Source organism: Pseudomonas migulae NBRC 103157 (assembly GCF_002091715.1).
Taxonomy (GTDB): domain Bacteria; phylum Pseudomonadota; class Gammaproteobacteria; order Pseudomonadales; family Pseudomonadaceae; genus Aquipseudomonas; species Aquipseudomonas migulae_A.
Map to the genome: position 1 here is coordinate 159,503 of NZ_BDAG01000003.1, position 24,777 is coordinate 184,279.

23 protein-coding genes are annotated in these 24,777 nt (G+C 59.6%); 13 read left to right on the plus strand and 10 right to left on the minus strand.

The features are described from left to right. Positions 1-101: 101 nt before the first annotated feature. Positions 102-1,064 (plus strand): thioredoxin-disulfide reductase, encoded by a 963-nt coding sequence (gene trxB, locus PMI01S_RS04275; protein ID WP_084318134.1) that lies wholly within the window; start codon positions 102-104, stop codon positions 1,062-1,064. A gap of 153 nt (positions 1,065-1,217) precedes the next feature. Here trxB and PMI01S_RS04280 read toward each other — a convergent pair whose 3' ends face one another. The 7 genes from PMI01S_RS04280 to PMI01S_RS04310 form a co-directional block, all read right to left on the minus strand. Continuing rightward, positions 1,218-2,468 (minus strand): 2-aminoadipate transaminase, encoded by a 1,251-nt coding sequence (locus tag PMI01S_RS04280; protein ID WP_084318135.1) that lies wholly within the window; start codon positions 2,466-2,468, stop codon positions 1,218-1,220. 230 nt (positions 2,469-2,698) lie between these two features. Then, positions 2,699-3,037 carry a HopJ type III effector protein gene (locus tag PMI01S_RS04285; protein ID WP_084318136.1) on the minus strand — a complete coding sequence of 113 codons (339 nt, stop codon included), beginning with the start codon at positions 3,035-3,037 and terminating at the stop codon, positions 2,699-2,701. Further along, positions 3,030-3,326, minus strand: a complete 297-nt coding sequence (locus PMI01S_RS04290; RefSeq protein WP_008026968.1) for a DUF1244 domain-containing protein — start codon at positions 3,324-3,326, stop codon at positions 3,030-3,032. The genes PMI01S_RS04285 and PMI01S_RS04290 overlap by 8 nt, the downstream gene beginning before the upstream one ends. 68 nt (positions 3,327-3,394) lie before the next feature. Next, positions 3,395-3,766 carry a dihydroneopterin triphosphate 2'-epimerase gene (folX, locus tag PMI01S_RS04295; protein WP_008026970.1) on the minus strand — a complete coding sequence of 124 codons (372 nt, stop codon included), beginning with the start codon at positions 3,764-3,766 and terminating at the stop codon, positions 3,395-3,397. Positions 3,767-3,768: 2 nt separating this feature from the next. Then, positions 3,769-4,344 (minus strand): GTP cyclohydrolase I FolE, encoded by a 576-nt coding sequence (gene folE / locus PMI01S_RS04300; protein ID WP_008026971.1) that lies wholly within the window; start codon positions 4,342-4,344, stop codon positions 3,769-3,771. A 21-nt stretch (positions 4,345-4,365) separates the two neighbouring features. Continuing rightward, positions 4,366-5,076 carry a dihydromonapterin reductase gene (folM, locus tag PMI01S_RS04305; RefSeq protein ID WP_084318137.1) on the minus strand — a complete coding sequence of 237 codons (711 nt, stop codon included), beginning with the start codon at positions 5,074-5,076 and terminating at the stop codon, positions 4,366-4,368. Between the two features lie 173 nt (positions 5,077-5,249). Continuing rightward, positions 5,250-5,819: a putative antibiotic biosynthesis monooxygenase gene (locus PMI01S_RS04310; RefSeq protein WP_084318138.1), complete on the minus strand. Its 570-nt coding sequence runs from the start codon at positions 5,817-5,819 to the stop codon at positions 5,250-5,252. 212 nt (positions 5,820-6,031) lie between these two features. Between PMI01S_RS04310 and PMI01S_RS04315 the strand changes: the two genes are divergently transcribed. After that, the gene (locus PMI01S_RS04315; protein ID WP_084318139.1) at positions 6,032-6,991 is read left to right on the plus strand and encodes a MerR family transcriptional regulator; all 960 of its coding nucleotides are present in this window, start codon (positions 6,032-6,034) and stop codon (positions 6,989-6,991) included. A gap of 1 nt (position 6,992) precedes the next feature. Here the strand turns inward: PMI01S_RS04315 and PMI01S_RS04320 are convergent, their stop codons facing one another. Together PMI01S_RS04320 and PMI01S_RS04325 are read right to left on the minus strand one after the other, a co-directional pair. Further along, positions 6,993-7,598, minus strand: a complete 606-nt coding sequence (locus PMI01S_RS04320; protein ID WP_084318140.1) for a hypothetical protein — start codon at positions 7,596-7,598, stop codon at positions 6,993-6,995. Positions 7,599-7,652: 54 nt separating this feature from the next. Beyond that, positions 7,653-8,129, minus strand: a complete 477-nt coding sequence (locus PMI01S_RS04325) for a PAS domain-containing protein (RefSeq protein ID WP_084318141.1) — start codon at positions 8,127-8,129, stop codon at positions 7,653-7,655. A 103-nt stretch (positions 8,130-8,232) separates the two neighbouring features. Here PMI01S_RS04325 and PMI01S_RS04330 point away from each other — a divergent pair, with 103 nt between their 5' ends. From PMI01S_RS04330 to PMI01S_RS04370, 9 genes are all read left to right on the plus strand, one after another. Next, entirely contained in the window at positions 8,233-8,688 is a 456-nt protein-coding gene (locus PMI01S_RS04330) for a flavodoxin (RefSeq protein WP_084318142.1), read from the plus strand. Between the two features lie 254 nt (positions 8,689-8,942). Beyond that, complete coding sequence (locus PMI01S_RS04335; RefSeq protein ID WP_084318143.1) at positions 8,943-9,725, plus strand: class II aldolase/adducin family protein; 783 nt, start codon at positions 8,943-8,945, stop codon at positions 9,723-9,725. Continuing rightward, complete coding sequence (locus PMI01S_RS04340; RefSeq protein ID WP_084318144.1) at positions 9,725-10,627, plus strand: alpha/beta fold hydrolase; 903 nt, start codon at positions 9,725-9,727, stop codon at positions 10,625-10,627. The genes PMI01S_RS04335 and PMI01S_RS04340 overlap by 1 nt, the downstream gene beginning before the upstream one ends. 272 nt (positions 10,628-10,899) lie before the next feature. Continuing rightward, positions 10,900-11,811, plus strand: coding sequence for an SDR family oxidoreductase (locus tag PMI01S_RS04345; protein WP_084318145.1), 912 nt, complete (start codon positions 10,900-10,902; stop codon positions 11,809-11,811). 497 nt (positions 11,812-12,308) lie between these two features. Beyond that, the gene (locus tag PMI01S_RS04350) at positions 12,309-14,102 is read left to right on the plus strand and encodes a DUF1302 domain-containing protein (RefSeq protein ID WP_084318146.1); all 1,794 of its coding nucleotides are present in this window, start codon (positions 12,309-12,311) and stop codon (positions 14,100-14,102) included. A gap of 23 nt (positions 14,103-14,125) precedes the next feature. Further along, positions 14,126-15,493, plus strand: coding sequence for a DUF1329 domain-containing protein (locus PMI01S_RS04355; protein WP_084318147.1), 1,368 nt, complete (start codon positions 14,126-14,128; stop codon positions 15,491-15,493). 140 nt (positions 15,494-15,633) lie between these two features. Next, positions 15,634-18,189 carry a LuxR C-terminal-related transcriptional regulator gene (locus PMI01S_RS04360; RefSeq protein WP_084318148.1) on the plus strand — a complete coding sequence of 852 codons (2,556 nt, stop codon included), beginning with the start codon at positions 15,634-15,636 and terminating at the stop codon, positions 18,187-18,189. A 148-nt stretch (positions 18,190-18,337) separates the two neighbouring features. Then, positions 18,338-18,658, plus strand: a complete 321-nt coding sequence (locus PMI01S_RS04365) for a hypothetical protein (protein WP_084318149.1) — start codon at positions 18,338-18,340, stop codon at positions 18,656-18,658. Positions 18,659-18,750: 92 nt separating this feature from the next. After that, the gene (locus PMI01S_RS04370; RefSeq protein ID WP_084318150.1) at positions 18,751-21,198 is read left to right on the plus strand and encodes a dermonecrotic toxin domain-containing protein; all 2,448 of its coding nucleotides are present in this window, start codon (positions 18,751-18,753) and stop codon (positions 21,196-21,198) included. Positions 21,199-21,204: 6 nt separating this feature from the next. Here the strand turns inward: PMI01S_RS04370 and PMI01S_RS04375 are convergent, their stop codons facing one another. After that, positions 21,205-21,999, minus strand: coding sequence for an IclR family transcriptional regulator (locus PMI01S_RS04375; protein ID WP_084318151.1), 795 nt, complete (start codon positions 21,997-21,999; stop codon positions 21,205-21,207). A gap of 165 nt (positions 22,000-22,164) precedes the next feature. Here PMI01S_RS04375 and hmgA point away from each other — a divergent pair, with 165 nt between their 5' ends. Both hmgA and fahA read left to right on the plus strand, forming a co-directional pair. Then, on the plus strand, positions 22,165-23,469 hold the full coding sequence (gene hmgA / locus PMI01S_RS04380; protein ID WP_084318152.1) for a homogentisate 1,2-dioxygenase: 1,305 nt from the start codon (positions 22,165-22,167) through the stop codon (positions 23,467-23,469). Between the two features lie 3 nt (positions 23,470-23,472). After that, positions 23,473-24,777, plus strand: coding sequence for a fumarylacetoacetase (gene fahA / locus PMI01S_RS04385; RefSeq protein WP_084318153.1), 1,305 nt, complete (start codon positions 23,473-23,475; stop codon positions 24,775-24,777).

A 24,777-nucleotide genomic window follows, 5' to 3' on the forward strand; every position in this document is an offset into this window, starting at 1 on the left:
GTTCAAGCCTTCCCCAAGTGCTTTCAACGGTCCTTTTTTATTCCCGCCGGCAACCCGGCGTTCCGCGCCAGGTGTTCCGGGCCGGTCAACAGGAGCAGGTCATGTCTGAAGTCCGTCATTCGCGAGTGATTATTCTCGGTTCCGGCCCTGCCGGTTACAGCGCAGCGGTCTATGCCGCCCGTGCCAACCTCAAGCCACTGCTGATCACCGGCATGCAGGCCGGCGGTCAACTGACCACCACCACCGAAGTCGACAACTGGCCGGGCGACGTCCACGGCCTGACCGGCCCGGCGCTGATGGAACGCATGAAAGAGCACGCCGAGCGCTTTGAAACCGAGATCGTTTTCGATCACATCAATGCCGTGGACTTCGCTGCCAAGCCCTACACCCTGACTGGCGACAGCGCGACCTACACCTGCGATGCCCTGATCATCGCCACCGGCGCCAGCGCTCGTTACCTTGGCCTGCCATCGGAAGAAGCGTTTATGGGCAAAGGCGTTTCGGCCTGCGCAACCTGCGACGGTTTCTTCTACCGCAACAAGCCAGTGGCCGTGGTCGGTGGCGGTAACACCGCTGTCGAAGAAGCGCTGTACCTGGCCAACATTGCCAGCACCGTGACCCTGATCCACCGTCGCGAAACCTTCCGCGCCGAGAAGATCCTGATCGACAAGCTCAATGCCCGCGTTGCCGAAGGCAAGATCATTCTGAAGCTGAATTCGAACCTGGACGAAGTCCTGGGCGACAACATGGGCGTGACCGGTGCTCGCCTGAAAAACAACGACGGCAGCTTCGACGAGCTGAAAGTCGACGGCGTGTTCATCGCCATCGGCCACACCCCGAACACCTCGTTGTTCGAAGGTCAGCTGACGTTGAAAGACGGCTACCTGGTGGTGCACGGCGGTCGTGAAGGCAATGCGACGGCGACCAACGTTGAGGGCATCTTCGCGGCCGGTGACGTGGCTGACCACGTTTACCGTCAGGCGATCACCTCGGCCGGCGCCGGTTGCATGGCGGCACTGGACACCGAGCGTTACCTCGACGGTCTGCAGAACGCTTCGTTCTGATTCTGTTGAAATGAAAAAACCGGCTTCGGCCGGTTTTTTTGTGCAGCTCATTTGGTTTTACCTGTAGGAGCTGGCTTGCTGGCGATCCAGACGACGCGGTGCTCCTGTCATACCGAGTCGACTGAATCGCCAGCAAGCCGGCTCCTACAGGGATCAGGTCAGCTTTTTCAGGCACGCCTCCAGGATGTCGAGGCCTTCTTCCAGCACCACCGGCTCCGTGGTCAACGGCGCCAGCAGCCGGATGATGTGGCGCGACTTGCCGCTGGGCATCAGCAGCAACCCGGCTTCTCGCGCCAGGGCCAACAGTTGTGTCAGCTGCGCCGGGGCGGGTGTGCCGTCTGCGTTGGCCAGTTCGATGCCGCGCATGGCGCCGACACCGGTCAGGCGTCCGAGATAAGGGGAAACCTTGTTGGTGCGCCAGGCTTCATAGCGGCTGACGATCGTTTCTTCCTGCTGCGAACCCCAGGCGTGCAGGTTGGCGTCGGTCATTTCATCCAGCGTCGCCAACGCGGCAGCGCAAGCAATCGGATTGCCCGAGTAAGTGCCGCCCAGTCCGCCCTTGGGCAACGTGTCGAGCAGCGACTTGCGCCCAACCACCGCACCCAGCGGCACACCGCCCGCGATGCTTTTGCCGAGCAGGATCAGGTCGGGCTCGATGCCCAGGCGAGAAAACGCAAAGCGCTGGCCGGTGCGGCCGAACCCGGACTGAATTTCATCGGCAATCAGCAGAATGTTTTTTTCGTCGCAGAAGCGTCGCAGTGCCTGCGCGAACTCGACGTCCATGGCCAGGAAGCCGGCTTCGCCCTGCACCGGTTCGACGATAAAACACGCCACGTCGTCGACATCGATTTCGACACTGAACAGGCGATCCATCGCCTTCAGCGCTTCGGCGCAGGTCACGCCGTTGTCTTCGCTGGGGAAGGGCAGGTGATACACCGGACCGGGCAGTACGCCGACTTTCTGTTTGTAGGGCGCGACTTTGCCGTTCAGGTTGAGCGTGGCGAGTGTGCGTCCGTGAAAGGCGCCGTCGAAGGCAATGACGGCTGTACGACCGGTCGCGCCCCGGACGATTTTCAAGGCGTTTTCCGCCGCTTCCGCACCGCTGTTGGTGAGCATGCCGCTGACCGGGTAATCCACCGGAATGAACGCGGCCAGGCGATCCATGAAGTCGAGGTAAGGCACGTGCGGCGCCGCGTTGAACGCGTAGTGCGTCAGCCGGGTGGCTTGCTCGCGAATGGCCTCGACGATGCGCGGGTGGCAATGGCCGAGGTTCAACACGCCGATGCCGCCGACAAAGTCGATGTAGCGTTTGCCATCGATGTCCCAGACCTCGGCATTCTTGCCGTGGCTGAGGGTGACGGGATGAACGATGTTGATCGACCGACTGATGGATTCGCTGCTCATGGATGACCGACTCTGAAGAAGGGATTCTTCTTTTTATCTAAGCCGCGAGCAGCGGTGTCCGGCAAACGAAATAAAGTTGGCGGGTCAATCTTAAAAGTCGGGATGTGGATGGAAAAACGTTAACCCCCGTAGGAGCCGGCTTGCTGGCGATGGCGTCCGCAGGGGCGATGCAAGGCTCAAGGCCCCATCGCCAGCAAGCCGGCTCCTACGGGATTGGTGCAGGTGACAATTTAGCGGCGTGTCAGCGGTTGCTGCGAGAACTTCACACCAGCCAATCCATGGGCGATCAACGCACGGATATTGCCGTGATCACTGCCTTCAGGCGTGGCCACAACCGAGCGGTAATGCTCGCCAAACGCCAACAGCGCTTCTTCATCGCTCAGGCCTTCCAGCAGCGCCAGACCCAAGGTCTTGCACGAACCTTCGTTCTGCCCGGCTGCATTTTCCACGCCGCCGTTGTTGAAGGCCTGGGGCTGGTAGTCGTAGCCCGTGGCGATGAACGCCAGGGTGTCGGCAAAAACGTGTTCGCCGCTTTTGAGGCTGGCGCGCAGGGTGTTCAAATCACTCATTGGGTTTTCCTTTGGCGAACGCCGCTTGTTGTTCGGCGCTGGCTTCTTGCTGGTATTGAGCTTTCCACTCGGCGTACGGCATGCCGTAGACCACTTCGCGGGCGTCGTCGAGGCTGACCTCGATCTGGCGTTCATCTGCCGCGGCCTTGTACCACTTGGACAGGCAGTTGCGGCAGAAACCCGAGAGGTTCATCAGGTCGATGTTCTGCACATCCTTGCGGCTGTCCAGGTGCGCGACCAGCCGGCGGAAAGCGGCGGCTTCAAGTTCGAGGCGTTGTTGGTCAGTCATGATGGGCTCTGTGGGAATAAGTCGTGCGCGAGATGATAAAAGCCTGGCGCACGATGCGCCAGACGCGGTCAGCGGCTCGCAGCCAGGGTGATCGACACCGACTCGGCGAAACGCAGGGCGTGGGGCTTGTCGACTTCGACCTCGGCGTACAGCACCGATTCATTCGCCATGACCAGGTCGAGAATTTCCTGGGTCAGACGCTCGAGCAGGGCGAAGCGATTGCCTTCCACGTGAGCGATGATCGCCTTGGTGATGGTCCGGTAATTGAGCGCGTGATCGATGTCGTTGTCACGCACCGCTTCCTGAGCGGCGTACAGGATGGTCAGGTTGATCAACACATCCTGCTTGTTGAGGATTTCATCCTCGTTGATCCCGATGAACGTCCGCAGGCACAGGTCCTTGACCCGGATGCGTGCCATTCCTGGTTGAAGTTGTGGCATTGCTACTTGCTCCGTCCAATCAATTGCAGGAACTCCTGGCGGGTGTTGCTCGACTCGCGGAAGGCGCCGAGCATCACCGAGGTGTTCATGGTCGAATTCTGTTTCTCGACGCCGCGCATCATCATGCACATGTGCTGTGCTTCGATGACCACCGCGACACCCGCGGCACCGGTCACCTGTTGCACCGCGTCGGCGATTTGCCGGGTGAGGTTTTCCTGGATTTGCAGACGACGGGCGAACATGTCCACCAACCGCGCAATCTTCGACAGGCCCAGCACTTTACCCGTCGGAATATAAGCCACATGCGCCTTGCCGATGAAGGGCAACAGGTGATGTTCACACAGCGAGTACAGCTCGATGTTGTCGACAATGATCATTTCATCGTTATCGGAGGCGAACAACGCGCCGTTGACGATTTCTTCGACACATTGCTCATAACCATGACACAGGTACTGCATGGCTTTGGCTGCGCGCGCCGGTGTATCGAGCAGGCCTTCGCGGTCGGGATTTTCACCGAGGCCGATGAGGATCTCGCGGTAGTTCTGGGACAGGGCATTCTGGGGCCGGGATAACGTCATGAAATATCCTCGCGGGGCACCTTACTTGAGGTGCCGTCCGCCGTTGACGGTCAGGGTCGTGCCGGTGACATAAGGGTTGTCGAGCAAGTAACGCAGGCTTTGGTAGATCACTTCGCTACCGGGTTCGATACCCAATGCGGATTTGGCCAGAGCCTTGGCGCGGTACGCCGCGTCGTCGTCAGGATTGAACAGTAGCAGGGCGGGGGAGATGCCGTTGACCTTGATGTCAGGCGCGTACTTCGCCGCGAAGGACAGGGTCAGGCTGTCGAGCCCGGCTTTGCTGGCGCAGTAGCCGATGTGCTTGCTGCTGCCCTTGCGTGTGACGTCATCGGTGATGTGCACGATGTCCGCCGGGGTCGAGCGTTGCAGCAAGTCGGCACAGTGCAGGTTGATCAGGTAGGGCGCCAGCATGTGCACGCTGAACATGCGGGTAAACGCTGCGGCGTCGGTGTCCGGCGTTTCGGCCAGCCATTCGGAGGCGTTGTGGATGATCGCGCGCAAACTGTCTGTGTGGTTTTTCAGTTCACTGATGAAGGCCAGGATCCCGGCTTCGGTGGAAAAGTCCGCAAATACCGCCGTCGCGCCCAGGTCACGCAATGCCTGTACGCCGGGGCGTTCAGTGCGATAGCTGAAGATCACGGCATGACCGTCTTCGAGCAAACGCTGCGCGCAGTGCAGGCCGACACGCTGGCCGGCACCGGTAATGAGGATCGGGGCGGATGAAGAAGTCATGAACGGCTCGCGTCGCGGTAAGAGCAAAACTATACCAGCGAGCGGCCGCGTTCACCTATTGTGCAAAACCGGCTCGTGTGGGAGCGGGTTTGCTCGCGAAGGCGGTGCATCGGTCACTACATATTTTGACTGAAAGGCCGCCTTCGCGAGCAAGCCCGCTCCCACAAGAGAACTCATTGATTTTGGGTGGTGGGTTTGGCTGGCAATCGCCGTGTCGGCGCGCCTTGCAGCCAACTGGCCAACATCCGGGTCGACAGTGGGATGAAGAAGTAAACCATCAACGGCGTCAGGCACAACGTGCTGATCAACACCCGAGGCAGCAGGCTCATTTCGCCGAGCAGCGGCCCCAGCAAAAAGTTGAACAACAACGACACCGGGAAGAACGCCAGCCAGATTGCCACGGCCTGTTTCCAGCGTGGCGGACGTTGGCCGGCAGCGCCGAACCAGCCTTCGATGCCGCTCACGCGATGTTCTGTCTTATGCGCAAACAGGTCGCTGCCGCGTGCAAGCCAGGCGGTACGCGAAGCGGAATGCTCCCAGGCGTGCATGGTCTGCTCGTTGGCGAAGCGGAAAATAATCTGGAATTCGTCATCGTCGGGCGGCGGGGCGAGCACGCCTGAGCCGAGATAACCCTGGAAATCGGTAGCCAGTTGTTCGCCTTCGCGCAACCAGGCCATCAGGTCCTGATAACGCCCATCGGCGACGCGGCGCGCAACCATCAGCGTGACGGGTGAGGTAGACATTATGTATCTCCGTATGGACAACGCGTCACTCCGGATAGGAGTTTCGCCAGGCGCAGCGCCGGGGTGGTGGGCTGCGTCTCGGAACAAGCAAGGATTATTCCGGATTCTACAGGTTATGCCCCTGATAATCGTTGCTCATCTAAGCCTTGAATGATCATGGGGCAAGAGAGTTAGAATAGGATCCAATTTAGATACGGACGTTGATCTGACACATGCCTGTCCTGACTGACGATGTCGCTGGTACTCAGACCTCTGTTCCGATTGAACAGGAGGAGTTGTTTCCGATTCGCGAGGTATCTCGGCTGACGGGCGTCAACCCGGTTACGCTGCGGGCATGGGAGCGCCGTTATGGCCTGATCCAGCCTAAGCGCACCGAAAGCGGGCATCGGTTATACGCGGTGGCCGATATCGAGCGGGTCCACAGTATCCTCGCCTGGCTCGACCGCGGCGTTGCCGTCAGCAAGGTCGGCAAGATCCTGGCCAGGACCGCGCCGCTTCAGGCGCTGTCGCACCTCATCCCCAATGAACTGGTGCAAGTGGATTACGCGCAGTGGCAGGAACAGGTCAAAGCGGCCGTCAGCGCATTCGATGAGGTCCAGCTGGAGCAGGTCTATGGACAGATCTTTTCCAGCTACCCCCTGACGGTGGCGTTCCAGGACATTCTGATTCCGCTCTGGCAGCAATTGCTTCAACGCCATGAAGGGTTCGGTCAGACAAGCGAGTGGCTTTTCCTGGATGGCTTCCTGCGTTCTCGCGTGTTGCAGCGCCTGCTGCTGGTGCGTGTCATGCAGCCGCGTCGCGTGATTGTCGCTGCCCTGAACGATCAAAGTCGTGAGCTTGAAGTGCTCCTCACGGCGCTTTTTCTGAGCAGTGTCGATTCGGCGATTCAAGTGCTGGCGCTCGGTCAGCCCTTCGACGAATTGACCCTTGTCTGCGAAAGAGTCAGGCCCCAGGCGTTGGTGCTGGTGTCCAACCACGCACCCGCCCCTGAGCTGGCGCGGCGTTTAAATCGGCTGGCCATGAGCCTGGATTGCCAGTTGATGCTTGCCGGCGATGCGTCCGATCTGGCGCAGGAGAGCCTGAGCGGATCGTCCATTGGTTGTCTGGGTAAGGAGGGAATGATGATGCGGCAGCGTCTGAAACAGTTCCTGGCGGGTAGCCTGGATACCTGAATCAAAGGTGCATGGCGGGATGCGTCAGCCGATGCTGCTGAAGGATGTACTGGCGCAGGCGCTCGGTTTCGTCGGTGTCGCTCTGACTCAACTGATACGCGTAGAAACCGTTGTCGGTTTCCTTCTCGAAGGTGCCACGCATCGCGATCCGTTCATAGCCTGACGGGCTGAACCACAACGCGAAATGTTTGGGCGGTTTGGTCCTGTTGCGAACTTCCAGCAAGACGCCTTTGAACGACACTTCGTGCACCCACATCGTACCGGGCTGGCCACTGGCATTTTCCAGGGCAACCGGTTCGTCGAGTACCAGGCGCCATGGTCGTACCATTGGCCCGTCTTCATAGATGCTGGGGACGCCAAGACGTAAATGCAGCGCATGAAACTCGTCTTCCACCAGATGCAACGGGAAGGTCATTTGCTGATTTTCGAAATTGGCCTGGATGGTGACCTGCTCATGTGCGGCAAGGCGCGTGAGCAAATCACGGATTTGCGAACCACCGTTGACGAGCAGGCTCGACGTCGCATCCCGCACATTGAGTTGCGGGTTATGTTGCATGGTCTGGATGAAATCCAGCTCATCCTGGGTCAGGAGTGCGTCGCGCTGCATGATCTGCTCGAAAGAAATAGTTACAAAGCCAACGGTGATTGTAGTTAATGACAATCAATTCACGGTTTTGTTTTCGCCGTTCGTCGCTTTTAGCGCGGCAAGCTCTTTTTGAAGCTCGGCCACTTGCGCCTCCAACTGCGTCACCCGCTGCTGCGCCTTGACTTGAACGGTCACGTCTTTTTGCACGCCGACAAAATAAGTCTGACCGTCGTTCGGGTTTTTCACCGTGGAAAGCGACAGCTCATTCCAGAATGGGGTGCCGTCCTTGCGGTAATTGCGCAGGATTTCCCGACAGGAACCGCCGCTGGCCAGCGCCTCGCGAATCAATGGCAGTGCTTCCTGATCGCGGTCGCCTGACTGCAGAAAGCGGCAATCCTGGTAGAGGATTTCTTCGCTGGTATAACCGGTCAGGCGTTCGAACGCCGGGTTGACGTAAATCAGAATGTTGTCTTGTTCGCCTTCCTTTTCGGCGATCACGATGCCGTCGTTGGACGCGTTAATCACCATCTGCAGCAGTTGCGCGTTGATCATTGAAGAATCCCTTCCTTATTGATTGACGTTCAGCATTCTAAAAGAACAATGGGGTCTGTGCTGTTAATATCCCGGTCTTTTATTCAGCTTCAGGATCAGATTGATGAAAGTCGCCATCCTTTCCGGCTCGGTGTACGGCACGGCAGAAGAAGTCGCCCGCCACGCTGCGAACATTTTGAAAACTGCGGGATTCGAAACCTTTCACAACCCGCGTGCGAGCCTCGCCGATGTCCAGGCTTTCGGCCCCGAAGCCTTTCTGGCGGTGACTTCGACCACCGGCATGGGTGAACTGCCGGACAACCTGCAACCCTTGTATTTCGCCATCCGCGATCAATTGCCGGCGGCCTGGCGTGGTTTGCCGGGCGCGGTCATCGGCTTGGGCGATGCGAGCTATGGCGATACGTTCTGCGGCGGTGGCGAACTGATGCGTGAACTGTTCGGCGAGCTGGGCATCCGCGAAGTGCTGCCGATGTTGCGTCTGGACGCCAGCGAAAGCGTTACACCGGAAACCGATGCCGAGCCCTGGCTGGCGGAACTGGTCACGGCCCTGCGCGGTTGACTGGTGGTTCGCTGAGCCGTGCAAGTCAGGCTTGCTGATCGCTTGACGGAGAGGGGGGCATGGTTCTGACGGGGCGGTTGAACGGGGGCGCTGCGCCGTTGCTGGCGTCGGTGTTTTGACATGGATCCAGGCTTGTCTGCGCACTGACTCGCTAGGTCATCAAGCTGGCTGCCAATGCAACTACACGAACCTCGAGGGCTGACTAGACTCGGTAGTCATTGGATGCACTCCATAATAAAAACGAGGTTCCTGCCGTGAGCGTAGCCCCCCTCCAATCGTCCCCCAGCGTCAAAGACCAGGTCAGCGCCGCCGAGTGGCAGACCCGCGTCGATCTGGCGGCCTGTTATCGCCTGGTCGCCCTTCATGGTTGGGACGATCTGATTTTCACCCACATTTCCGCCAAGGTGCCCGGCACCGAAGACTTCCTGATCAACCCGTTCGGGCTGATGTTTCACGAGATCACGGCGTCGAGCCTGGTGAAGGTCGATCAGGCCGGCAACAAGCTGATGGACAGCCCTTACGAGATCAACCCGGCGGGGTACACCATCCACAGCGCCGTGCATGAAGTTCGTCACGATGTGGTGTGCGTGCTGCATACCCATACGGCGTCGGGGGTTGCGGTGTCGGCGCAGAAGCAAGGCATTCTGCCAATCAGTCAGCAGTCGCTGTTTGTCCTGTCCAGCCTGGCCTACCACGGCTACGAAGGCGTTGCGCTGAACCATGAAGAGAAGGCGCGGCTGCAAGCCGACCTCGGTGAAAACAATTTCCTGATGCTGCACAACCACGGTCTGCTGACCTGTGGCGGCACCATCGCCGATACGTTCCTGATGATGTTCACCTTTCAGCGCGCCTGCGATATCCAGGTGATGGCGCAGAGCGGTGGCGCTGAACTGATCGCTATCGAACCGCAGATTCTGGCGGGCGCCAAGGCGATGATCGCCGGCGTCACCAAAAGTGCACAAGGCATGGGCGGCGCACTGGCCTGGCCAGCGTTGCTGCGCAAACTCGATCAACAAGACCCGGGTTATAGACTCTGATGCCACTTCCCGAGATCCCTCTGTGTGTCTGGCGCAAACGCGGCCAGACGTTCGTATTTCGTGGCCGGGCCGTTCGTTACTGGACAGCAGGGCAGGGTGAACCGCTGCTGCTGATCCATGGCTTCCCGACCGCCAGTTGGGACTGGCATTACCTGTGGCAGCCTCTGGCCCAGCGCTATCGGCTGATCGCTTGCGACATGCTTGGCTTCGGTGATTCCGACAAACCGGTGGACCACGAATACAGCCTGCTGGAGCAAGCCGATCTGCAACAGGCATTGCTGGCGCATTTGAATGTGGAGCAAACGGTGCACGTGCTGGCCCACGATTATGGTGACAGCGTGGCTCAGGAACTGTTGGCCCGGCATTACGAGTCGCGTATTCATCTTGGCAGTTGCGTGTTCCTCAATGGCGGCCTGTTTCCGGAAACCCACCGCCCGGTACTGATGCAGAAACTGTTGCTCAGCCCGCTGGGATGGATGATCGGCCGAGCCTTTTCCCGGGATGCACTGGTGAAGAGTTTCCGACAGATCTTCGGACCGCAGAGCCGTCCTACCGAGAGTGAGATGGATGACTTCTGGAGCCTGGTGGACAGCAATCACGGGCCACGAATCCTGCATAAACTGATTGCCTACATTCCCGAACGACGCGTCCAGCGCGATCGTTGGATCAGCGCGATGCAGCGCGGTGATGTGCCGTTGCGGGTCATCGATGGCGAGGACGATCCGATCTCCGGCGCGCACATGGTCGAGCGCTATCGGGAGTTGATCCCTGAACCGGATACGGTGCTGTTGCCCGGCATTGGCCATTACCCGCAAACGGAAGCGCCAGCGCAAGTGCTGAAACACTATCTGGCGTTTCGCGACCGGCTGGTTTCGCTGCCGCTGAAGGCGGCCTGCTCGTAGGCATCACCGCAAACTTGCTGGAGCTTGTGGTGCCTGTCAGATCGCCATCGCCAGCAAGCCGGCTCCTACAGTGTTTTTGTGGTGTCAGATGAGTTTGGAGCCCCCCGGTCCTGTAGGCGCCGGCTTGCTGGCGATGGGCCGTGACTCGGTCCACGCACTCATCATCCCCCAGCCTTATCGAGCACCATTCAGCCTCAGCTGTGTTCATTGTGACCCGCAGCGCCTTGCCTGAGACTCGGACTCATTGTCCCTTGGCCTGCTGGAGTCCCCCAATGAATGAGCCTGTGCGCTTCGAAGATAAAGTCGTGATCATCACGGGGGCCGGTGGCGGCCTCGGGCGCGCCCATGCGCTGTTGTTCGCGAAACAGGGAGCGAAGGTGCTGGTCAACGACCTCGGCGGCTCGGCTCAAGGCGAAGGCGCCAACGCATCTGCCGCAGACCGTGTCGTGGCTGAGATCCGCGAGGCCGGTGGTATCGCCGAAGCCAACCATGACTCCGTCACCGATGGCGACAAATTGGTGCAACATGCCCTCGACGTCTTTGGTCGTGTCGACGTGGTGGTCAACAACGCCGGGATCCTGCGGGACAAGACCTTTCACAAAATGGACGACGCCGATTGGGACGTGGTTTACCGCGTCCACGTCGAAGGCGCCTACAAAGTCACCCGCGCCGCATGGCCGCACCTGCGCGAACAAAACTATGGTCGTGTGATCTTCACGGCGTCGACCTCGGGCATCTACGGCAACTTCGGCCAGTCCAACTACGGCATGGCCAAACTCGGCCTCTATGGCCTGACCCGCACGCTGGCCATCGAAGGCCGCAAAAACAACATCCTGGTCAACGCCATCGCCCCCACCGGCGGCACCCGCATGACCGAAGGCCTGATCCCGCCACAAGTGTTCGAACAACTCAAACCGGAGTTGGTCAGCCCGCTGGTGGTGTACCTCGCCAGTGAAAATTGCCAGGAAACCTCTGGGCTGTTTGAAGTCGGCGGCGGCTGGATGGGCAAGGTGCGCTGGGAGCGCAGCCTCGGTGCCGGGTTCGATCCACGGGTCGGTTTCTCACCGGAAGATGTGGCGGCGCACTGGCAGCAGATTTGTGATTTCGAAGGGGCAGCGCATCCGAAGGACAACATTGAAGCGCTAAAGGAGATGATGGGGAATTTGCAGAAATACGCGCTCTGATTCCTTCGCTTTCGGCAGGGCTCGCCTGAGCCCCGCCATCCCTCAAAAAACCATCGCCCATAAAAAAGGCCGCTGCAAACGCAGCGGCCAAAGCAAGACGTTGGATCAAGGAGCTACAAATCAACGTCAGTGAACACGGGGCGATGAGTCGAAACCTTCGATTCATCTGAAAACGGTTGCCAATGGCGTGGACTGATCACACGGCATCGCTGTTTGCTGTCAGGCGGTTTCCCTTGAAAGCCCGGTCAGAATAAGCGCTTGAGTCCAAAGGAAAAACAGCGATTCCAGACATGCAGTGTTGCAGGCTGGGCAACAGTGCCGCGTTCATGCGTCTGACTGATAAACCCCCATCCACTGCATCCATACTTCGCGCAAACCCTCGCTCCGCAAGCCTGTTCATCCTTTAGAGGTACACAGCGAATACCTCCTTGGTGCGCTTATCGCCCCCGACCTGCGGCAGTAGGGTGTGGCCTTCTGTCACTCACCGGGGAAGACGCATGACAAAAACAACAATGCGCGCCATCTTCACACCGCAGGCGCTGGCCGCTGCGGTTGCCTTGGGCAGCTGTGCCCAGGCGCAGGCCATTTCATTCAACATTGGCGAAATCGAAGGGACGTTCGACTCCTCGCTGTCCGTGGGCGCGAGTTGGGGCATGCGCGATGCCGACAGGTCGCTGGTGGGAACTGTCAACGGAGGGACCGGCCAGGCATCGACCGGTGACGACGGGCGACTGAACTTCAAGAAGGGCGAGACCTTCTCCAAGATCTTCAAGGGCATTCACGACCTGGAACTGAAGTACGGCGACACCGGCGTGTTCGTCCGTGGCAAGTACTGGTACGACTTCGAACTGAAGGACGAAGACCGCGAGTTCAAGCAGATCAGTGATCACAATCGCAAGGAGGGCTCCAAGTCTTCCGGTGCGCAGATCCTCGATGCCTTCGTCTATCACAACTACTCCATCGCCGATCTGCCGGGCACTGTGCGCGCCGGCAAACAGGTGGTGAGTTGGGGTGAAAGTACCTTCATCGGCAACTCGATCAACAGCATCAACCCGGTCGACGTTTCAGCGTTCCGCCGTCCTGGCGCCGAGATCAAGGAAGGCCTGATTCCGGTGAACATGCTTTTCGCTTCCCAGGGCCTGACCGACAAGCTCACCGTGGAAGGCTTCTATCAGCTGGAGTGGGACCAGACCGTTCTCGACAACTGCGGCACCTTCTTCGGGGGTGACGTGGCGGCGGATGGATGCACCACGGGATACACCGTTGCCAGCCCGGCGATTGCGCCGCTGCAACCGATTGCCGCCGCATTTGGCCAGGGCTTCCAGGTCGGCAGGGAAGGGGTGATCGTGCCCCGTGGCGGCGACCGCGATGCCCGCGACTCCGGGCAGTGGGGCACCGCATTGCGCTGGCTGGGTGACGATACCGAGTACGGTCTGTATTTCATGAACTACCACAGCCGTACACCGTTCGTCGGTACCACCACCGCCGGGCTGGGTACGCTGGCACGGATCCCGGCCATCGTCGGTACCGCCAACGCCATTGCACCCGGCACCGGTTCGGCACTGGCCCAGAGTGTGATGCTCGGTCGCGGCCAGTATTACCTCGAGTACCCGGAAGACATCCGCCTCTACGGCGCAAGTTTTTCCACCACCTTGCCCACCGGCACGGCGTGGACCGGCGAAATCAGCTATCGCCCGAACCTGCCGGTGCAGGTCAACAGCACTGACCTGACCCTGGCCTTGCTCAACCCGATTGCGGGCGGCGCCGCTTCGCCAATCGCTACCCGGCCTGGCGCCGACAACAAGGGCTATCGCCGCAAGGAAGTGACGCAGGTCCAAAGTACCCTGACGCACTTCATCGATCAGGTTGCAGGGGCCGACCGACTGACCCTGGTGGGTGAGGCGGCGGTTGTCCACGTCGGTGGTCTGGAAGCTCGCAACAAGCTGCGTTATGGCCGTGACTCGGTCTATGGCGCCTACGGTTTTCGCGGTGACAGGGACGGTTTCGTGACCTCGACCTCCTGGGGCTACCGCGCCCGCGCCATCCTTGATTACAACAACGTGATTGGCGGGATCAACTTCAAACCCAACGTGTCGTGGTCGCACGACGTCGCCGGTTACGGCCCCAACGGTCTGTTCAACGAAGGCGCCAAGGCGATCAGCGTCGGCGTCGATGCGGACTATCGCAACACCTACACCGCGAGCTTGAGTTACACCGATTTCTTCGGTGGTGACTACAACACCCTGGAAGATCGCGACTTCCTGGCGTTGAGCTTTGGCGTGAACTTCTGATCTGGCTGAGAAGGATGATTTCAATGCGCAAGATGATTCTGCAATGCGGCGTTCTGGCCCTGAGCCTGTTGGCCGTCGATGTGATGGCTGCGGTGTCGCCGGAAGAAGCGAACAAGCTCGGCACCAGCCTGACGCCATTGGGCGGTGAAAAGGCCGGCAACGCCGATGGCTCGATTCCGGCCTGGGCCGGCGGCCTGCCGAAAAACGCCGGCGCGGTGGACAGCAAAGGTTTCCTGGCCGACCCGTTTGCCAATGAAAAGCCGCTGTTTACCATCACCGCGGCAACGGTCGACAAGTACAAGGACAAACTTTCCGACGGCCAGATAGCGATGTTCAAGCGCTACCCGGAGACCTACAAGATCCCGGTCTACCCGACCCATCGCACAGTGGCCTTGCCAGCGGACATCTACGAGTCGGCCAAGCGCAGCGCGCTGAACGTGACGCCAATCAACGACGGCAATGGCCTGGCCAACTTCACCGGCAATCGCTACTACGCGTTTCCGATTCCGAAGAACGGCGTCGAAGTCATCTGGAACCACGTCACTCGTTATCACGGTGGCAATTTGCGTCGCACCATCACCCAGGCCACGCCGCAGTCCAATGGCGATTTCACGGTGATCCGCTTCAAGGATGAAGTGGCGGTGCCTTCGCTGCTGGGGGATTTGAAGCCGGGCAGCGACGAAAACGTCCTCAGCTACTTCAAGCAGGAAGTCACGGCGCCGGCACGGCTGGCGGGCAACGTGCTGCTGGTTCACGAGACCCTCGACCAGGTCAAGGAACCGCGCAAGGCATGGATTTACAACGCCGGCCAGCGCCGCGTGCGGCGTGCACCGCAAGTGGCCTATGACGGCGTCGGCACCTCGTCCGACGGGCTACGCACCACCGACAACTTCGACATGTTTTCCGGCGCGCCGGATCGCTACGACTGGAAGCTGATCGGCAAGAAGGAAATGTACATCCCTTACAACAGCTACAAGCTCGACTCGCCGGACCTCAAGTACACCGATGTGATCAAGGCCGGGCACATCAATCAGGACCTGACGCGCTATGAGTTGCACCGGGTCTGGGAGATCGTCGCCACGGTCAAGCCCAACGAGCGGCATGTCTATGCCAAGCGGCACATGTACATCGACGAAGACAGTTGGCAGGTGGCGCTGGCGGATCACTACGACGGTCGCGGGCAGCTCTGGCGTGTAGCCGAAGGGCACGCCCAGTTCTACTACGATCACCAGGTGCCGGCCTATACCGTTGAAGCGTTGTATGACCTGATTGCCGGTCGCTACATTGCCCTGGGGATGAAGAACGAAGAGAAGCGCAGCTTCGAATTCGGTATCGATGCCAAAGCAGGTGACTACACGCCAGCAGCGCTGAGGAGTACAGGGGTGAGGTAATCATTCCTACAGCTCCTACGGAAAAAGGTGACTTTGCGGTCACCTTTTTTATAGGTGTCGATCAGCGTGTTGAATACTTCTTCAACAAGTTGTGTGGAGAGGGCTAGGGTGGCGCCACAATTATAAAAAGGCGCACCACTATGACTGCCATGGCCCCGTGTCTGGACCGTCCTGGACTCCTGCCCCGCTTGTCTTCCCATCACCTGTCTCGCGACCGCTTGATCGAGCCGTTACTGGCCTCGACAGCGCGGGTGAAACTGCTCTGTGCGCCGGCCGGCAGTGGCAAGAGTGCGCTGCTCATCGAGTGCCTGCTACGAGCGCCGGAACAGTGTCATGTCTGTTGGCTGCCGTTGGCGGGTGCGTCATTGACTGCCGGCGAATTTCGCCAGCGGCTGGCTCGGGCGTTGGGATCGGACTCAGCGGACGAACCCGGGTTGCTGACCTATCTGGCGCAATTGCAAACGCCGACCTGGCTGTGTCTCGATGACTATTGCCGCACGCCCAACCCGGAGCTGGATCTTTTGCTCGACCGGTTGTTGGCGATCAGCAGTCCGATGGTCACCTGGTGGCTGAGTAGTCGCCGCCGCCCACCCTGCAATTGGCCACGCCTGCTGCTGGCAGATGAATTGTACGATTGCGAGCGTTCCACGCTGGCTTTCACCCAGACGGAAATCGCCCGACTGCTGCACCATCTTGAACCGGAGCAGGCCGCGAGGCGTGCCAGCCGGATTGTCGAACTGAGCGGCGGCTGGTGCGCGGGCGTGAGGATTGCGCTGCTGCAAAAATGCGACTGGTCACGCAACGAGCAACTGCACGGTCGACCCGACACGCTGCACGATTACCTGGAGCACGAACTGTTCAGCATTCTGACCCCGGAGCTCACGGAAGCCTGGCGGGTGCTCGCCCATCTGCCCCGATTCAATGCCCGGCTGTGCGACCACTTGTTCGGTGCGGGAGAAGGCGCCCAGTGCCTGAATACCTTGCAGTCGTTGGGTTGTTTTATCGAGCCCTGGCAGGACTCGACAGACTGGTTGCAGATTTTCGCGCCGCTCACGCAGTTGATGCGCGAAGAACAATGGCCGGAGGGACGCTCCTGGCATCGTCGCGCCTGTCAGTGGTTCGCCGCCGAACTGGACTGGAAAGCCGCATTTGAACAGGCCTTGCTGGCGCAAGAGTTCGAAGTCGCGGTCAGCCTGTTGCAGCATTTCAGTTTCGAGCACCTGTTCGAGGAGCAGACCGTGGTGCTGTTGTTGCGTCTGCACGAGCGACAAGGCGAGGAACTGATGCTGGGCTCACCGCAATTGGTGGGGCTGATCACCGCGGCGTTGCTGTTCGCCGGTCGATTCGAGCAGGCGGGCGAATGCATTGAGCATCTGTCGCGCTTCATGCCTCAGCCGTCGGCGCTCGAGCAAGGGCAACTGATTGCACGATGGCAGGCATTGCAAGGTTGGCTCCAGCATTTGCTGGGGCATATAGAGCCTTCGCGGGCGCATTTGCTGGAGGCGCTCAGCGAGCTCGGCCCGGAATTGTGGAGCGCCCGGCTGATGTGCCTGTCCGGCTTGACCCAGCAAGCACTGCTGCAAGGCGAACTTGACGTGGCGCACGCCCTCAACCGTGAAGCGTTGTGCCTGGCGCGCGCACAAGGTTCGCTGGTGTTTGAAGGGCTGTTGGAACTCGACCACGCGCAATTGCTCGAGCAACGGGGAGCGTCCGGCAGGGCCGAGCAATTGCTGGCGAACATGCACGATTTGCTCGTCCAGCGGCAACCGCTGGCCGAACCGTTGCTTGGGCGGATTGCCTTGCGGCGCGGGCGTTTAAGCCTGTCTCAGGGACAAGATGCACACGCGGCCGAGTACTTCGAAAGCGGGCTGCAGATAGGCCTGCGCAGTCAGGACAAGCGCGTGCTTTACGGGTTTCTGGGCCTCGCGCAACTGGCCGCCAATCGCCTGGACTACGCCCAGGCCTTTGTCCTTCTGCGTGATGCCGAACGCTTGATGCAGCAACGACGTATTCCCGACACGGTCTATCGCGGAGCTTTGCTGCACATCAGCTGCCATTTCTGGTTACAGCAGGGGCGTCCGGAACTGGCCCATGAAGCGCTGACCCGGGTGCTGCGTCACTACCACGGCCCCCATGCACGTCAGGCGCCGCCGGCCACGCTGGAGCTGATCCCCAGCCTCGAATACCTGCTGGTGCTGACCGACGTTTATCAGGGGCAGGCGCAATCACCGGTGCAACGGCTCGAGTGTCAGTTGCAGTCAGCCAGGCAGCGGGGGATGTCGGGGCTGCAAGCGCAGTTGCACCTGGCACTGGCCGAAGTCGCCTGGCTGACGGGTGACATGCTCATCGCGCGCCAGTCGTTGCAGGAGGGTGTGGCGCTGATCGAGCGCTGCAATCTGCGACAGACCCTGCGCGATCTTCAGTTGCGTCAGCCACGGTTGCCAGAGGCCATCGGGCGCGCCGAGCCGGGTCACCCTCCCGAGTCGGGGCCCTCGCTGCAGAACAGGTTGAGCCAGCGTGAAATAGAAGTCCTCGAATTAGTCGCGTTGGGTAACTCCAATCAACAGATAGCAGATCAATTGTTCATATCGTTACATACAGTAAAAACCCACGCGCGACGCATTAACGGGAAGTTGGGGGTGGAGCGTAGAACCCAAGCGGTGGCGAAGGCGAAAGTGTTGGGGTTAGTTGTTTGAACGTTGGCCTGTTTACGAATGCATACAAGTAGTGGGGTGTACTTCGGGGTTTCAGGTGTTTATAAGTTATGCGTCGGCACGGTCAATGAGTATTGGTCTTTTTGGACGTATGTGGGTCGACTCATAATTAATTGAAAGGACGCAATTTATGAAAACCGGTTTACTCGAAGAAGTGAGTGCGAAACTCGACAGGATTTTTCGGGATATGGAATACACGATCAATGTCGATGATACCTACCTCACTTCGATAGTCATCAATGATCTGGGTGAGCAGGTCGTTGATTACTCGCAAAGTCTGAGTTGGGCGATCATGGAGAAAGTGCAGGCGGATGAGCTGCCGGCTTTCAGTGAAAAATATGCGGGCGTATTTTCCCAACAGTGGACCTTTGAATCTGCCTATAAAATTGTTGGCCTGGATATTCAACAAGTCAACTTGTTCGGACGCGCAGTGGTCGAGTCCTATCGCTAAAACTAATCAATAGATTATCTGTCCGACAACGCCGCCATGGCTGGCGGCGTTGTCGGATTATTTGTTTTTTAAATGTGCAAAAGGAAGCGCGCATGAATATTAAAGTTTTAGCAGGCGGCGTGCAGGAAGCACTTCTGAGACCGTCCACGCGGATGCTGGCGGAACAACCGCAGCAGATTCCCGATTGGCTCCGGCGTGCCAGTGAAGAAGATCGCCAGTATTACTTCGACACAGAGCAGGCGTTGGCAAAACATGAGCAAGCAGTGGATGAACTGCTGAAAGAGGCCCTCTCTCTCAGAGCGTTCGCCCATTTTTATGCGAGTGAGTTTCTCAGGATTCTAAGCGGCGAAGTGATCGATCCACAGCAGGTCTTCGTCAGCGCCCGGCATACGTTTTATGTCGGTCAGCAGAAAGTCGTTCAGCGCAATCGGCTGACCCTTCCCGAGTTCATGCTCAACGGTTTGCATGACCCGGCCACTGTCCCGCTGGAGATTGCCCTTGAAGGCGAAGCGCTGCCTGTCGACGTGACGAGGCAAGACCTTCTGGACGTGATGGGCGATACCAGCATGCGTTCGCTGTACTCGGACAAATTTGAGCAGAAGTACAGCAATGAAGAGGTTATCCGTGCTTTGCAGGCTCGCCTGGACAGCGGCACCAGCCTGAGTTCGCTCAGTGCGAAATTGAAGGCGCACATCAGTGATCAAAGTCTGAAGATTGTTGAGCTGGCCAGCCAGCAGGCTAAAGGCTATTCGGCGGGAGAGCTGTCGTTCGACGGCTGGGGTAAACCTTTTCATGGGCTGATTGTTTACTGCGGGCCGGAAGGCGAGGCCGGTCCTTGCGTGCTTTATGCGCCGCAGGGGCCTGGTGGCAGAACGTGGCACGAGTTCGCGTCGTTCCGACAATTGAACCTGCACATGGCCGATTGGGTGGGGTCGCCAGAAGGGCGCAGCTACCTGAGCCGACAGGCTCACGCCACCGAGCGGGAAAGTATCGAATCGTACATGCGGTTGGTCCTGGATCTGCCCAGTCAGTGGCGTGGCATCAAGCGCGCAGCCTGGCCCGGATCGGAAGGCGCGGTGCTCCGCCACAGCGTGTTGCTGGGTATCGACTGGCTGCGAGGCGAGCTGGAGGTTGTCACCCCCGCGGGGTATCGATCCGCGTCGGCCTATCAGCGGAAATATTTTGCCCGCCTGAACACCGAGCTCAAAGCGCTGACGCGGCTGGCCAGCCACGAAGCAGGGCTGATCAGTTACGAAAAATTCGCCTTCAATCTGGTGAAGAAGATGGCGGACGATCTGATGGCGGATAACGGCGAGACGGTGTCGGTCAATCCCGATCTGATCATGGTCGAACTGGATGCCTCGCAATCGATGACGCTGACTCGACTCATCATCAAAGAGCATCACATCACCGAAGAAAGCGGGCCGGTGCATAACCCCGGCATTTACCCGCGAATTCGCCTGTTACCGGGTCATCCGCCGATGTCGAGTCTGCTGGATAACTACATCGCCAACTGGTCGAAAGCGTTGCGTCCGGGTGAAAAATACATCGACATGCTGAATTCGGATTATCTGGATGAACGCTCGACCGGTTATGCCTTCAGACGTGACGTGTATGTCGACTTGCAACTGCATGAAATGCACCGGGCTGCATTGGCCGAGCTGTTTAGCGGTGCGCTTCAGCGCGACGAGTATTATCGGATCGAACAGGCCATTGACCGGCTGCGCGAGCTGCAAGCCAATGACCCTGTCAAGGCTGACTATCCCGATTCTCCCAAGCGCGACGGTGTTTACAGGTTTCATCTGGAGCACCGTGCGATTCAGGGTGTTTATGTTTTTCGCATGATGAACAACGGCGTCGCTCAGGATCTGTTGTATACCCCGCATGCGCCGGATGGCCGATGGTTTCGACCGTTGGCTGATTTTTCCAGGTCGATCAGGCAATGCGGTCTGGGCACTTATTACTGCAAACGTGCCCGGTTCACTGACCAGCGAGTCATCAAGGCCTACGTTGAAGAGGTCATGGGCGGCAGGGACGACGTCGAACCGCCGGCGCTGCAAGTCAATAGCCGGGTTTTCGACTTCTCGCTGTGCTATCGGGAAATGATCGGCCAGATCATTAACGGGGTGGATGCCCAGACCCGCAGCCTTATCGAAATTGTGGCGAAGCTGTCCTATGACGCTGCGGTGGCGGCCGTTGCAGTCGTAGCGTTGGTGTACCCGCCGATTGGCCTTGGGCTGAGTGCCATCGTTGTGGCGAAAGGTGTGTTTGAGGGCGGGCTGGCCTACCACGAAGGTGAGAACGAAAAAGTCTTCTCCAGCTTTCTCGATTGCATGCTGGAACTGGCGACATTGCACATTGGCAAAGCGGGATTCACCCCGATACAGAAATTGATCGCCAAGCGGTTGGGCGATGTGAATACCTGCTTTAGCGTTGTCTCGACACTCAGTGGCACCACGGTAGATCTGGCCGTCATTACCGAACTCATGAAGGAGGCGCTGGCCGAGCCTGATTCCAGCGAGCAGACGCTGCTGTCATAACCCCGACTAACCGGATACGGCCGTCGGCTCGTAGCCCATCCGCCAGCTCACGGCCCGCGTCGCCGCCAGCAACCGCTGCGCCGCCGGGCCGTTTTCGTCGGCGTGGAACAATGAGGCAGGGCCGACAATGGTCATGACCGCTGCCACGTTGCCGACGGCATTGAAAACAGGTGCCGACAAGGCATCGACGCCCGGCATCAACAAACCATGCACATGGTGCAGACCGCGCTCGCGGATCTGTTCGCACAATGCGGCATAGGCCTGATCGTCTGCCAGCGCATGGGTATTAGCGTTGTGCAGTTCCTGCTCGCGCAGGTCCATGGTTTCTCGCTTCGGCAAGTAGGCGCCGAACACCAGCCCGGTCGACGAGCTGAGCAGCGGCAACACCGAGCCCAATTGCGTCACGACTGTCACCGCGCGCACCGCCGGTTCGATATGCACCACGGTCGCGCCTTGATTACCCCACACCGCCAAAAAACACGTTTCGTTCAATTCATCGCGCAGCTCGGCCAAGGGCAGGGCGGCGACTTTGAGCACGTCCATACTGTTGAGTGCGGCGAGCCCCACACGCAAGGCTTCGCGACCCAGGCCGTAGTGGTTGGTGGCGGTGTTCTGTTCGGCAAATCCGCTGGCGATCAATGCCTGCAAATAGCGGTGAACCTTGCTCGCCGGCATCTGCACGTGCTCGGCCAGTCGCGACAACGAAGTCGATGGCGACAGCTCGGCCAGTGCCTTGAGGATGTCGGTGCCGACCTCGGCCGAACGGACTTTCTGTTTGTCGTTGTTGCGCGGCGTTTCCATGGAGGCGGTCTGATCCCGAGACGAATGGGCGTCTTTATAGCTTGACGGTCAACACCAATCAAATTACGTTGTGCGTAATTGAATTACGATAAAAATAACCCAGGCGTGCCAGGACCTCTCAAACAGAGTGACAGGCCATTGCCTACTCCCTGTTCAGGAGGCTCCATGAACCTCGATTCAACGGCACCCGCGCTGGCTTATCAGTCCGGCTTCGGCAACGAATTCAGTAGCGAAGCGTTGCCCGGCGCATTGCCGATTGGCCAGAACTCCCCGCAAAGAGCGCCATACGGTCTCTACACCGAACTGTTCTCCGGCACGGCATTCACCATGGCCCGCAGCGAAGCGCGGCGCACCTGGATGTACCGCATTCAGCCGTCGGCCAATCACCCGGCGTTCGTCAAACTGGATCGGCAACTGGCTGGCGGCCCATTGGGTGAAGTGACCCCCAATCGCCTGCGCTGGAACCCGTTGGATATCCCGACCGAGCCCACCGATTTCATCGACGGGCTGGTGAGCATGGCGGCCAATTCCGCGGCGGAAAAACCGGCCGGGATCAGTATCTACAGCTACCGCGCCAACCGCTCCATGGAGCGTGTGTTCTTCAACGCCGATGGCGAGCTGTTGCTGGTGCCGGAACAGGGACGGCTGCGCATCGCTACCGAACTGGGCGTGCTGGAACTTGAACCGCTGGAAATCGCCGTGCTGCCGCGCGGTCTGAAATTTCGCGTCGAACTGCTCGACCCACAGGCGCGCGGCTATATCGCGGAAAACCACGGCGCGCCATTGCGCCTGCCGGACCTCGGACCGATCGGCAGCAACGGCCTGGCCAATCCGCGAGACTTCCTGACCCCGGTCGCCCATTACGAAAACCTCAAGCAGCCAACCACACTGGTGCAGAAATTCCTCGGCCAGCTGTGGGGCTGCGAGCTCGATCATTCGCCGCTCAACGTGGTCGCCTGGCATGGCAACAACGTGCCGTACAAATATGATCTGCGCCGTTTCAACACCCTCGGCACCGTCAGTTTCGACCATCCGGATCCGTCGATTTTCACCGTCCTGACGTCGCCGACCAGTGTTCACGGTCTGGCCAATCTCGACTTCGTGATCTTCCCGCCACGCTGGATGGTGGCCGAGAAAACCTTCCGTCCGCCGTGGTTCCACCGCAACCTGATGAACGAATTCATGGGCCTGATCAAGGGTGAGTACGACGCCAAGGCCGAAGGCTTCGTGCCCGGTGGCGCGTCGCTGCACAGCTGCATGAGCGCCCACGGCCCGGATGGCGAAACCTGCACCAAAGCGATCAACGCCGAGTTGGCCCCCACGAAAATCGACAACACCATGGCCTTCATGTTCGAGACCAGCCAGGTGCTGCGCCCGAGCCGATTCGCCCTCGACTGCCCGCAACTGCAAACCAACTACGACGCCTGCTGGGCCACGCTGCCCGCCACTTTCGACCCGACCCGGAGATAACCCATGACTCAGACTTCCATCACTCGTAGCTGGGTTGCCTCCGCCAACGGCCATGCGGATTTCCCGCTGCAAAACCTGCCGCTGGGGGTGTTCAGCGTGAAGGGCGGTGCGCCGCGTAGCGGTGTGGCGATTGGTGACCACATCTTTGATCTGGAAGCGGCGCTGGAGGCCGGCCTGTTCGAAGGCGCGGCAAAAACGGCTGTCGAAGCCACCCGAGGCGGTCAGCTCAATGCGTTTTTCGAACTCGGCCGCGAGGCTCGCGTCGCCCTGCGTGAACGCTTGATCGAACTGTTCAAGGAAGGCAGCACCCTGCACGGCAAGATCGAAGCCCAAGGCGCAAAACTGCTGCCGCTGGCGGCAAACTGCGAGATGCACTTGCCGGCGAAAATCAACGATTACACTGACTTCTACGTCGGCATCGAGCACGCGCAAAACGTTGGCAAACTGTTCCGTCCCGACAACCCGTTGCTGCCGAACTACAAGTACGTGCCGATTGGTTATCACGGTCGCGCATCGACCATTCGCCCCTCCGGCACCGACGTTCGCCGTCCGAAAGGCCAGACCTTGCCTGCCGGCCAGACCGAGCCGACCTTCGGCCCGTGCGCGCGTCTGGATTACGAACTGGAACTGGGTATCTGGATCGGCCAGGGCAACGAGCTGGGCGACGCGATCGCCATCGGCGATGCCGCCGATCACATCGCCGGGTTCTGCCTGCTCAACGACTGGTCGGCGCGGGATATCCAGGCCTGGGAATACCAGCCGCTGGGGCCGTTTCTGTCGAAGAGTTTCATCACCAGCATCTCGCCGTGGGTGGTGACGGCCGAAGCGCTGGAGCCGTTCCGTCGCGCGCAACCGGCGCGTCCTGAAGGCGATCCGCAGCCGCTGCCATACCTGTTCGACAAACGCGACCAGGCCGCTGGCGCCTTCGACATCGAACTGGAAGTGCTGCTGCTCACCGAAGGCATGCGCGAGCAGAACCTGCCGGCCCATCGCCTGACCCTGAGCAACACGCAACACATGTACTGGACCGTGGCGCAACTGGTTGCGCATCACAGCGTCAACGGCTGCCAGTTGCAGGCAGGCGATCTGTTTGGTTCGGGTACGTTGTCGGGGCCGGAAAGCGGTCAGTTCGGCAGTCTGCTCGAAATCACCGAAGGTGGTAAAAAGCCGATCGAACTGGCCTCCGGCGAAGTGCGTAAATTCCTTGAAGACGGCGACGAAATCATTCTGCGTGCCCGTTGCAGCCGAGACGGTTTTGCCTCCATCGGTTTCGGCGAATGCCGCGGCAAAGTGCTGCCGGCGCGTTAA